Annotated in this window: 8 protein-coding genes; 4 read left to right on the plus strand and 4 right to left on the minus strand. The window is 61.1% G+C overall.

All coding sequences use genetic code 11. The annotated features are described in order from the left end of the window. Positions 1–50 precede the first annotated feature (50 nt). Positions 51–587 carry an MgtC/SapB family protein gene (locus JKA62_RS14070; protein ID WP_041475257.1) on the plus strand — a complete coding sequence of 179 codons (537 nt, stop codon included), beginning with the start codon at positions 51–53 and terminating at the stop codon, positions 585–587. Here JKA62_RS14070 and JKA62_RS14075 read toward each other — a convergent pair whose 3' ends face one another. Beyond that, the gene (locus JKA62_RS14075; protein ID WP_007952133.1) at positions 588–746 is read right to left on the minus strand and encodes a hypothetical protein; all 159 of its coding nucleotides are present in this window, start codon (positions 744–746) and stop codon (positions 588–590) included. It abuts the gene before it with no gap. 218 nt (positions 747–964) lie between these two features. Here JKA62_RS14075 and JKA62_RS14080 point away from each other — a divergent pair, with 218 nt between their 5' ends. From JKA62_RS14080 to glgB, 3 genes are all read left to right on the plus strand, one after another. Next, complete coding sequence (locus JKA62_RS14080; RefSeq protein ID WP_201818305.1) at positions 965–2,959, plus strand: alpha-1,4-glucan--maltose-1-phosphate maltosyltransferase; 1,995 nt, start codon at positions 965–967, stop codon at positions 2,957–2,959. 81 nt (positions 2,960–3,040) lie between these two features. After that, positions 3,041–6,382 (plus strand): maltose alpha-D-glucosyltransferase, encoded by a 3,342-nt coding sequence (treS, locus tag JKA62_RS14085; protein ID WP_011333954.1) that lies wholly within the window; start codon positions 3,041–3,043, stop codon positions 6,380–6,382. Positions 6,383–6,384: 2 nt separating this feature from the next. Beyond that, on the plus strand, positions 6,385–8,616 hold the full coding sequence (glgB, locus tag JKA62_RS14090) for a 1,4-alpha-glucan branching protein GlgB (protein ID WP_201818308.1): 2,232 nt from the start codon (positions 6,385–6,387) through the stop codon (positions 8,614–8,616). A 102-nt stretch (positions 8,617–8,718) separates the two neighbouring features. Here the strand turns inward: glgB and JKA62_RS14095 are convergent, their stop codons facing one another. The 3 genes from JKA62_RS14095 to JKA62_RS14105 all read right to left on the minus strand — a co-directional run bounded on the left by JKA62_RS14095 (position 8,719) and on the right by JKA62_RS14105 (position 11,815). Beyond that, positions 8,719–9,789 (minus strand): autotransporter domain-containing protein, encoded by a 1,071-nt coding sequence (locus tag JKA62_RS14095; RefSeq protein WP_011333956.1) that lies wholly within the window; start codon positions 9,787–9,789, stop codon positions 8,719–8,721. Between the two features lie 390 nt (positions 9,790–10,179). After that, positions 10,180–10,962: an endonuclease/exonuclease/phosphatase family protein gene (locus JKA62_RS14100; RefSeq protein ID WP_011333957.1), complete on the minus strand. Its 783-nt coding sequence runs from the start codon at positions 10,960–10,962 to the stop codon at positions 10,180–10,182. 91 nt (positions 10,963–11,053) lie between these two features. Then, positions 11,054–11,815, minus strand: coding sequence for a PIG-L deacetylase family protein (locus JKA62_RS14105; RefSeq protein ID WP_011333958.1), 762 nt, complete (start codon positions 11,813–11,815; stop codon positions 11,054–11,056). Between the last annotated feature and the right edge of the window lie 34 nt (positions 11,816–11,849).

Consider the following 11,849-nt stretch of genomic DNA (forward strand, 5'->3'; position numbering starts at 1 on the left):
TAATGGTCGGCGCTGTCCATCCTTTATCAACTCATTACAAGGACTGGACGATGAACGCCTGGTGGCATGAAGTGTGGGAAACCCTGCAAGCGGAATTCGCCGACATCGGCGACGCCTCGCAGCTGACCCGGATCACCGTGCGCCTGCTGATGGCGGCGATATTGGGCGGGATTCTCGGGTTTGAGCGTGAACACAAGGGCAAGGCCGCCGGGGTGCGAACGCACATGCTGGTGGCACTCGGCGCGGCGCTGTTTGTGCTGGTGCCGCAATTGTCCGGTTCCCAGGCCGATGCGATGAGCCGGGTGGTGCAGGGGGTGATTGCCGGGATCGGCTTTCTCGGTGCCGGCACCATCCTCAAAAACCACGAAGGCGACGAAGGCCACGTCAAGGGCCTGACCACCGCCGCCGGTTTGTGGATGACCGCCGCCATTGGCGTCGCGGCCGGGCTGGGCCGCGAGGCGACGGCGCTGCTCAGTACGTTGCTCGCTTTGGGGATCTTCAGTGTCATGCCACGGATCGTCAGAGTCTTCGAAAAGGATCACATTGAGAAAGACCGCATCGAGAAAGACCACAACGACCCGCGTTGATCAGACGATTACCGGCGGCATGGTCGTCGGCGGTTCCTCCTTGGGCGGTGGCGTGGTGCCCGGCGGTTCCTGTTCAGGGATCGGTTGCGGTTCGGTCTCGGGCAAGACCGGTTTGTCGATGTTCGGATCGGGTGTTTCGGCCGGAATCGGGATAGTCATCGGGTGAACCTCCGTGTGGCACTTGGCGTGGGAAGTGCTTAAGTGGATTGACCACTTCACTGCGAAATCGATCCGATTTTGTGGCGGGGCAAATCCCTGTGAACTTTTCCCGGCGTCAGTCGCTCGGAACCTGAGAGAGTTCATCATCGGGCGCAGGCCCGGCCGTGACCGCCAAACAGGCAAACGAGCGTCCTTGGGGCGTTAAGGAGAGATGCTCAATGACTGCTGAAAAACCCTCGGAACAGAGCTACAACCCGCATATACCGCTGTCGCAGGCCCTGCTGCTGCCGCGCATCGTCATAGAAAACACTGCGCCGACCCTCGACGGCGGACAGTTTGCCGTCAAGGCAATCGCAGGCCGGGAGATCGTGGTCACCAGCAAGGTGTTCGCTGACGGTCACGACAAACTGGCGGTGCGCATCCGCTGGCGCGAAGAGGGCGATGAGACCTGGCAGACCGAAGTCATGAGCGATCAGGGCAACAACGGCTGGCGCGGTGTGTTTCAGCCACAGCGCATGGGCCGCTACCTGTTCCTGATCGAGGCGTGGATCGACCAGTTCGCCAGTTTTCAGTACGAACTGGAGAAAAAGCACACCGCCGCCGTCCCGGTCAGCCTCGAGCTGCAAGAAGGACGCAACATGGTGCAGCAAGCTGCCGAGCGCAGCGAAGGTCAGCTGAGCGAACAACTGGCAGCCTTGCACCACGAATTGTCCGGCCTGCTCGAAACCGAGCAGGTCGCGTTGTTCCTGCACTCGCGCAGTGCGCAACTGATGGCCGAGGCCGATCACCGCGCCTACCTGAGCATCAGTGCGGAATTCCCGGTGGATGTCGAGCGCGAACTGGCGGAATTCGCCAGTTGGTATGAATTGTTTCCCCGCTCGATCACCGACGATCCCGCCCGCCACGGCACCTTCAATGACGTGCACGCGCGCCTGCCGATGATTCAGGACATGGGCTTCGACGTGTTGTACTTCACGCCGATCCACCCGATTGGTCGCAGCCATCGCAAGGGTCGCAACAATTCCCTGACCGCCGGCCCGGACGATCCCGGCAGCCCGTATGCGATCGGCAGCGAGGAGGGTGGGCACGAAGCGATTCACTCGCAACTCGGCACCCGTGAGGACTTCCGCCGGCTGGTGGCCGCAGCCGCTGACCATGGGCTGGAAATCGCCCTCGACTTCGCCATCCAGTGTTCCCAGGATCACCCGTGGCTCAAGCAGCATCCGGGCTGGTTCAACTGGCGGCCGGACGGCACGATCAAATACGCGGAGAACCCGCCGAAGAAATACCAGGACATCGTCAACGTCGACTTCTACGCGCCGGAAGCGATTCCGAGCCTGTGGGTCGAGTTGCGCGACATCGTGGTCGGCTGGGTGCAGGAGGGCGTGAAGATCTTTCGCGTCGACAACCCGCACACCAAGCCGCTGCCGTTCTGGCAATGGTTGATCGCCGATGTCCGTACGTTGTACCCGGAAGTGATCTTCCTCGCTGAAGCTTTCACTACGCCGGCGATGATGGCGCGGCTGGGCAAGGTCGGTTACACCCAGAGCTACACCTATTTCACCTGGCGCAACACCAAGGCCGAACTGGCGACCTACTTCAGCGAACTCAATGAATCACCGTGGCGCGAATGCTACCGGCCGAATTTCTTCGTCAACACCCCGGACATCAACCCGGCGTTCCTGCATGAATCGGGACGTCCCGGATTTCTCATCCGCGCCGCGCTGGCGACCATGGGCTCGGGCCTGTGGGGCATGTATTCGGGATTCGAGCTGTGTGAATCGGCGCCGGTGCCGGGCAAGGAGGAATATCTTGATTCGGAGAAGTACGAGATCCGCGTCCGCGACTTCAACCAGCCCGGCAACATCATTGCCGAGATCGCCCAGCTCAACCGCATTCGCCGCCAGAACCCGGCGCTGCACAGTCATCTTGGCCTGAAGATCTACAACGCCTGGAACGACAACATTCTGTATTTCGGCAAGCGCAGCGCAGACGGCAGCAACTTCATTCTGGTGGCCGTCAGCCTCGATCCGCATAACGTTCAGGAAGCGAATTTCGAGCTGCCGCTGTGGGAAATGGGCCTGCCGGACGATGCCACGACCCACGGCGAAGACCTGATGAACGGCCATCGCTGGGACTGGCACGGCAAGTACCAGTTCATGCGGATCGACCCGGCTTACCAGCCGTTCGGAATCTGGCGGATCACCGCCTGAACACAGATCCCACAGGTTGCTCATCGTTTGCGAGCCAAGTGATCGGCTCACCGTGTCTATAGAATTCAACAGGAGTTTCACATGGCGAAGAAACCCAAGGCAGCCACCTTCATCAAGGACCCGCTCTGGTACAAGGACGCGGTCATCTATCAAGTTCACGTCAAATCCTTTTTCGATTCGAATAACGACGGAATCGGCGACTTTCCCGGCCTGATCGCCAAACTCGATTACATAGCCGATCTTGGCGTCAACACCATCTGGCTGTTGCCGTTCTACCCCTCGCCACGCCGCGACGACGGTTACGACATCGCCGAGTACCGAGGCGTGCACAGCGATTACGGAACGATGGCCGACGCCAAGCGTTTCATTGCCGAGGCGCATAAACGCGGGTTGAGGGTTATCACCGAGCTGGTCATCAACCACACGTCCGATCAGCACCCGTGGTTTCAGCGCGCGCGCAAGGCCAAGCCCGGTTCGGCCGCGCGGGACTTCTATGTGTGGTCGGATGACGACCAGAAATACGACGGCACCCGGATCATTTTTCTCGACACCGAAAAGTCCAACTGGACCTGGGATCCGGTGGCCGGTCAGTACTTCTGGCACCGCTTCTATTCGCACCAGCCGGATCTCAACTTCGATAACCCGCAAGTCATGAAAGCCGTGCTGTCGGTCATGCGCTACTGGCTGGACATGGGCATCGACGGCCTGCGACTGGATGCGATTCCGTACCTGATCGAACGCGACGGCACCAACAACGAAAACCTCCCGGAAACCCACGACGTCCTCAAGCAGATCCGTGCCGAGATCGACGCCAACTACCCCGATCGCATGCTGCTGGCCGAAGCCAATCAATGGCCGGAAGACACCCAGCTGTACTTCGGCGACACCGACGCCGAGGGCGTGAATGGTGACGAGTGTCACATGGCGTTCCACTTCCCGTTGATGCCGCGCATGTACATGGCGCTGGCCCAGGAAGATCGCTTCCCGATCACCGACATCCTGCGTCAGACCCCGGAAATCCCGGCCAACTGCCAATGGGCGATTTTCCTGCGCAACCACGATGAGCTGACGCTGGAGATGGTGACCGACAAGGAGCGCGACTACCTGTGGAACTACTACGCCGCTGACCGTCGTGCGCGGATCAACCTTGGCATCCGCCGCCGTCTGGCGCCGTTGATGGAGCGTGACCGCCGCCGCATCGAGCTGCTGAACAGTCTGCTGTTGTCGATGCCCGGCACGCCGACCCTGTATTACGGCGATGAAATCGGCATGGGCGACAACATCTACCTCGGCGACCGCGACGGTGTACGCACGCCGATGCAATGGTCGATCGACCGCAACGGCGGTTTCTCCCGCGCCGATCCAGCCAGTCTGGTACTGCCGCCGATCATGGACCCGCAATACGGTTATCAATCGGTCAACGTCGAAACCCAGGCCGGTGACCCGCATTCGCTGCTGAACTGGACTCGCCGCCTGCTGGCGGTGCGCAAGCAATCCAAGGCATTCGGGCGCGGCACGCTGAAAATGCTTTCGCCAGCCAACCGCCGGGTGCTGGCCTACACCCGTGAATACACCGGGCCGGACGGCAAGCACGAAATCATTCTGTGCGTGGCCAACGTGTCACGCAGTGCTCAGGCAGTGGAGCTCGACCTGTCGGCCTACGTTGGCATGGTGCCGGTGGAGATGCTCGGCGGTAACGCCTTCCCGCCCATCGGCCAGTTGAGTTTCCTGCTGACCCTGCCGCCTTACGGTTTTTACTGGTTCGGCCTGGCGGCGGAAAACCAGATGCCGAGCTGGCACGTCGAACCGGCGCAGAGCCTGCCGGACTTCACCACGCTGGTACTGAAAAAACGCATGGAAGAGCTGCTCGAAGCGCCGTCCCGGGCCACCCTCGAGCAGGCGATTCTGCCGAGCTGGCTGCAGAACCGCCGCTGGTTCGCCGGCAAGGATGCTGATATCGAACAGGTGAAACTGGCCTACGGCGTGCGCTTCGGCGATGCACAGCATCCGGTGCTGTTCAGCGAAATCGAAGTGCAGAGCGGCGGGCAGACCAGTCGTTATCAATTGCCGTTCGGCTTTATTTCGGAAGATCAGGTCGGGCCGGCGTTGCCGCAACAACTGGCTTTGGCGCGGGTACGCCGGGTGCGTCAGGTCGGGTTGATTACCGATGCCTTCAGTCTTGAAGCGTTTATTCGCGCTGTGCTGCAAGGCATGCAGGGCGGCACGGTGCTCGAATCCATTGAGGGCGAGATCCGTTTCGAGGCAACGCCGCAACTGGAAAAACTTGGCCTGGGCGCAGAGTCCGAAGTGCGCTATCTGTCCGCCGAGCAATCCAACAGTTCGGTGGTGATCGGCAACAGTCTGGTGCTCAAGCTGATCCGCAAAGTCGCTTCTGGCGTACACCCGGAACTGGAGATGAGCGCTTACCTGACCGCTGCTGGATTTGCCAATATCTCTCCGCTGCTGGGCTCGGTGATTCGCCGCGACGGGAAGGGCGAGGACAACTTGCTGATGATTGCGCAGGGCTATCTGAGCAATCAGGGCGACGCCTGGGAATGGACGCAGAACAACCTCGAACGGGCGCTGCGCGACGAGCTGGCCGACGCCGTGTCCGAGCAGGCGCAGCACTACAACGCCTTGGGTGAACTGAAGGATTTCGCCGGGATGCTCGGCCAGCGTCTGGGGGAAATGCATCAGGTGCTGGCAGCGCCGAGCGACAACCAGGACTTCGCGCCGCAAGTCAGTTCGGCCAAGGATGCGCAGGCGACGGGTAAGGATGTCGCGGCGCAGGTCGAGCATGCCCTGAAGCTGCTCAAACAGCATCAGGGCGAGCTCGATGCGGCGGATCAGAAGCTGGTCGGTCGGCTACTCGACCACAAGAAAGCCATCCTTGCCCACGTGCAGGAACTGGCCAAGCAATCCGCCGGCGGTCTACGGATTCGTGTGCACGGCGACCTGCATTTGGGACAGGTGCTGGTAATCAAGGGCGATGCCTACCTGATCGACTTCGAGGGCGAACCGGCGCGGCCACTGGCCGAGCGCCGTGGCAAGCACAGTCCGTACAAGGACGTCAGCGGAGTGCTGCGCTCCTTCGACTATGCCGCCGCGATGGCGCTGAATGTACACAACGTCGACAACAGCCCCGAGGCCGAAGCCGCGCGTCGGCGGGTCACGGAGCGTTACCTGCGTGAAGCCCGGGAAGCATTTCTCCAGGCATATCGCCAAGCGGCAGCTAGTCTTGATCATGCCTGGCAAGATCCTGAAGGTGCCGACGCCGCACTGGCGTTGTTCGGTCTGGAGAAAGCGGCCTACGAAGTGGCCTATGAAGCCGAAAATCGCCCCACCTGGCTGCCCGTGCCGCTGCACGGTCTGTATGGGTTATTGACGGGGCTCAAACCCTTTTCCGATCTTGGTGGAGAGTAGTCATGAGTTTCTCGAACAGGGAACAGGGTCACGCTAAAGAAAGATTGCTGCCCACTGCAAAAGACATTGATGCTTTAGTGCGCGCAGAACACCACGACCCGTTTTCCATTCTTGGCCCCCACGGCGATGGTGCCGGCGGGCAATTTATCCGGGCGTATCTGCCCGGCGCATTGAGTGTTTCTGTCGTCGATAAAAACAGTGGCGAAGAGCTCGGTCCGCTGGAGGCCACCGAAAGGCCGGGGCTGTTTGTCGGGCATTTCGAAGGCTCACGGCCGTACCTGTTGCGCACCCGCTGGGCCGGTGGTGAACAGGTCGCGGAAGATCCTTACAGCTTTGGTCAGTTGCTCGGTGAAATGGATTTGTATCTGTTCGCCGAAGGCAACCATCGCGATCTCAGCAGTTGCCTTGGCGCGCAGCTGAAAACCGTCGATGGCGTCGACGGTGTGCGCTTTGCCGTGTGGGCACCGAATGCCCGGCGGGTGTCGGTGGTCGGCGATTTCAACGTCTGGGACGGGCGGCGGCATCCGATGCGCTTGCGGCATCCATCCGGGGTCTGGGAGCTGTTCATTCCACGCTTGCAGGCGGGCGAGCTGTACAAATACGAAATCCTCGGCGCCCACGGCATCCTCCCGCTCAAAGCCGACCCGATGGCGCTGGCCACCAGCCTGCCGCCGGACACGGCCTCGAAAGTCGCCTCGCCGTTGCAGATCGACTGGCAGGATCAGGACTGGATGAGCGGCCGTCGCGAACGCCAGCAACACAACGCGCCGTTGTCGATCTATGAATTGCACGCCGGATCCTGGCAATGCGAACTCGACGATCTGGGCGAAGTGGCGCGCCAGTACACCTGGCCGGAGCTCGCCGAGCGGCTGATTCCCTACGTGAAGGAACTGGGTTTCACCCACATCGAACTGATGCCGATCATGGAGCACCCGTTCGGCGGTTCATGGGGCTATCAGTTGCTGTCGCAGTTCGCTCCGAGTGCGCGATACGGCACACCCGAGCAGTTCGGCGAGTTCGTCAATGCCTGTCACCAGGCCGGCATCGGTGTGATTCTCGACTGGGTGCCGGCGCATTTCCCGACCGATACCCATGGCCTTGCGCAATTCGACGGCACCGCGCTCTACGAATACGGTAATCCACTGGAAGGCTTCCACCAGGATTGGGACACGCTGATCTACAACCTGGGCCGCACCGAAGTGCACGGCTACATGCTGGCGTCGGCGTTGCACTGGCTCAAGCATTTCCATATCGACGGGCTGCGGGTCGATGCGGTGGCGTCGATGCTCTATCGTGATTATTCGCGCAAGGCCGGCGAGTGGGTGCCGAACCGTCATGGCGGTCGCGAGAACCTGGAAGCCATCGATTTCCTGCGGCACTTGAACGACGTGGTGGCACTGGAAGCACCGGGCGCACTGGTGATTGCCGAGGAGTCCACGGCGTGGCCGGGCGTCAGCCAGAGCACCCAACAGGGCGGTCTCGGTTTCGCCTACAAATGGAACATGGGCTGGATGCACGACTCGCTGCACTACATTCAGCAGGATCCGGTGTACCGCGCCCATCACCACAACGAGTTGAGTTTCGGCCTGGTCTACGCCTGGTCCGAGCGCTTCATCCTGCCGATTTCCCACGACGAAGTGGTGCACGGCAAGCATTCGCTGATCGACAAGATGCCTGGCGATCGCTGGCAGAAATTTGCCAACCTGCGGGCTTACCTGAGTTTCATGTGGACCCATCCGGGCAAGAAGCTGTTGTTCATGGGTTGCGAGTTCGGCCAGTGGCGCGAGTGGAATCATGATCAGCAGCTGGACTGGTATCTGCTGCAATATTCGGAACACAAAGGCGTGCAGAAACTGGTCAGCGACCTCAATCGGTTGTACCGCGAAGAGCCGGCGCTGCATGAGCAGGACGATGCGCCGCAAGGGTTTCAGTGGTTGATCGGCGACGATGCGATCAACAGCGTCTATGCGTGGCTGCGCTGGAGCAAGGACGGCACGCCAGTGCTGGTGGTGGCCAACTTCACCCCGGTGCCGCGTCAGTCTTACCGCGTGGGCGTGCCGTTTGCCGGGCGCTGGAAGGAGTTGCTCAACAGTGACGCCGACACGTATGCCGGTTCCAATTATGGCAACGGGGGCGGGGCGTTCACCGAAGAGGTGGCCAGCCATGGCCAGGCGTTGTCGCTGGAGCTGAACCTGCCGCCGCTGGCGGTGTTGATCCTCAAACCCGAAGTCTGATCCATAACCGAGTCGCTGCTTTCGCCAGCAGGCTGGCTGCCACAGAAAATCAGTCGACGCTGACAATCTAACGTGGGAGCTAGCCTGCAAGCGATAGCGCCTTCACCACCGCATCCGGACCCCCAGGCTGCCAATCAACCCGTTCAGGTCGTTGTCGTCCACATCGCTGCTGTAATCGGCGCTGACGTACAGGCTCACTGTCGGCGTCATTCTGGCCACCAGTCCCAGTCCGACTTCCACCGTCGAGGACTTGCGGCTGCTGCTGATCTTGTCCACCTGATCCAGCGTCACCGTGTCGCCGGTGTAAACCGTATGCCACAGGTTCGTGCGCACGTAAGGCTCAACGGGCAACCCGTTCAGATCGTAGCTGCCTTTCAAGCGCGCACCGACCCGGCCGCTCCACGATGTAATGTCACTGGAAGAGGCGTTGCCCGAGCCTGCGTACGGCGTATCCAGAGTGATGCGCTGGTTGATCAATTGCGCTTGCGGTTCAACCACCCAGTTTTCACCCAGACCGATCGGGAAGCCACCTTCCACCGACAGCGTCATCGCGCTGCCTTCGGTGGCCAGGCGCGCGCCTTGCTCGTTGCGACTGAAACCGCTGACCCGACCGCCACTGGCCGACAAGTCAACGTGCCAGCCCTGTGGGCCAATCAAGCTGTAGTAGGCGCCCAGGCTCTGACCTTGCAGGTTGAGGGTGTCGGTGGTCGGATCGGCGAGAGCGCGGCTGGTGATCAGGCCATTGCCATTGCCCTTGATCTGATTGACCCCGCCGATCAGGCCGACCTGCTGGGTGTGGCCGCTGCTGCTTTTCAGGGTCAGCACGGCGGGGCCCTTGAAGTCGCCGGTGCCGGGTGTGGCGAAGCCCGGGCTGAGGACGTCGGTTTGCGCCTGACGGGACGTCGGACCGTAAAGTTGTTCCCAGGCCGAGGGCGCGAGGTCTTCGGTAATCAGGTTTGTCCCGCGCAGATCCGGCTGTGGGCTCAAACGTTGCGGCCCCGGGGTCACGACCGTGGCGGGGAGGGTCATGACGGGAATGTCCTGGCGATACCAAGGCGTCGCCTCGTCCGCCACAGGACCCGCCTGTGCCTCCATGGACGAGCACAGCAAGATAGAACTTGAAACAGTGCAAAACGTTGTTTTGATCTCTTCTGAGGTGAGTGAGGTTTTCATGGAGGTCTACCTTGCTAGCGCATGTGGTATCTCGCCTTGGCGTCTCTCCTACCCCGAACGAGGGGCGACCGAATGGAGCGTGGCGAGCCCGTCGCCACCCGTTTTGGCGGGAGACCTGAGGCTCGCCCCGAGTAGTATTTCCGGGGGTAGTAAGGTAGAGCTAAGAAGACCCGAGCCCATGCGTCAAGAAATTGGACGATGAGCGGTCGGGTCAAAACGGGTTATGCAAGTTTCTGTTTTTGCGCATTTATCTAAGTTCTTGTTTGTAGAGCCAATCGCTGTGGAAGCCGCGAGGCAGAGACTTTTTGCAACCGACAGTCGGTCTGCGAAACCGGGCCTGGCGACCAATTTCGCATCGTTGCGTATGTAAGGTCAGCTGTCAGTATCGCGCTACAAATGCACTTCAACCGCCAGCGGCAAATGATCCGAGAGATGCGTCCACGGCTTGTTGCCGAGGATCTGCGGGTTATGACTGCTGGCATTGCGCAGATAAACCCGGTCGAGTCGCAGCAACGGGAACCGCGCGGGGTAGGTCTTGGCCGGGCGGCCGTGATGGCGTTCGAAGGCTTCGTGCAGGTAGTCGCGGCGGGCAAGGGCGACGTTGCCCTGCAACTGCCAGTCATTGAAGTCGCCGGCGATGATCACCGGAGCATTGTCGGGCAGGGATTCGAGCAACTGGCAGAGCAGCTGCAACTGCAATTGCCGATGGCTTTCGAGCAGGCTCAAGTGTACGCAGATGGCATGTACTTCGGCATGCCCCGGTACATCCAGTACGCAGTGCAACAGCCCGCGCCGTTCGGGACCTGTGATCGAAACATCGAGGTTGCGGTACTCGCGGATCGGGTATTTCGACAACAGCGCATTGCCGTGATGGCCGTCGGGATACACCGCATTGCGACCGTAGGCAAAATCACTCCACATGCTGTCGGCGAGGAATTCGTACTGCGAGGTTTGCGGCCATTCGTGGTAGCGACTGGAATGGCGCTCGTGTTCGCCCACCACTTCCTGCAGAAACACCAGATCCGCCGAGGTGCTGCGCACCGCTTCACGCAGTTCCGGAAGGATGAAACGTCGATTGAGCGCGGTGAAACCCTTGTGCGTATTGACCGTCAATACCCGCAGGCGGTGAATGACTGGCGCGTCGACGACGTGACGCTTGGGATCGCTGGACACGTTCACTCCTCTGAATCATGACTGCCTGTTCATGCGACTGATCCGGGCGCGGGCAGTTCACTTTGAGTGGCTGCCCTCGGCCGACGGATCGTCAATCGAGGAAGATGATCTCGTAGGGCAGGCGCATGCGTTCCAGAATCGACTTGGGCAGCAGCGGCGCGATACCGATCGCCGGTTCGCCATTAAGCTGGCTGGCGTAGGCGTGGGTGGCGTGGCTCTTGCGCGCGACGGTCCAGGTGTCGAGGCGCAGCTTGCGCGCGCGATGCCATGGGATCTGCGTCTGATCCCGTTCCGGCCAGTGCCAGGCCCAGACCGGCACATCGTGGTAGGTGGCGCCGACTTGTCGTGCCGCTTTGGCGCTGGCCCGGCCGACCACTTCATGATCGGCGGTGCCGTCCTGGCACCAGGTGCTGAAGACCACGTCGCCGGGGCGCAGGTAGCGGGCGATGAAATCGGTGAGTTGGGATTCCTGATCGTGCAGGGCATTGTCGGTGAAACCGCCGCGCACCCATTTCAGGCTGTGCATTGGCAATCCCAGACGGCGCAGGGCTTCGACACTCTCCTGCGGGCGAAACACGCTCAGGCGTTTCTCCGACCACTGGCGCGAGCCCGGATGACTGGCGCTGCCATCGGTGATCGACAGCAGTTGCAAGGGATGGCCGAGGCTGGAAAGCAGTTGCAGCAGGCCGCCGCAGGTCACCACTTCATCGCCGGGGTGCGGGGCGATGACCACGGCGCGGGCTCCCGGTGGCACCAACGTGTGGGTATTGATGACGGGAATGTTGTCGAGCTGCGCGGCACTGTTCCAGATCTGCGCCGGCAGGCCGCTCTCGCTGAGGGATAACGGTTTCATGAGTGATACGTCCTTGTTGTGTCTCGCCCTCAGT

Origin of the sequence: Pseudomonas sp. B7 (assembly GCF_016735645.1) — a bacterium.
GTDB lineage: Bacteria > Pseudomonadota > Gammaproteobacteria > Pseudomonadales > Pseudomonadaceae > Aquipseudomonas > Aquipseudomonas glycinae.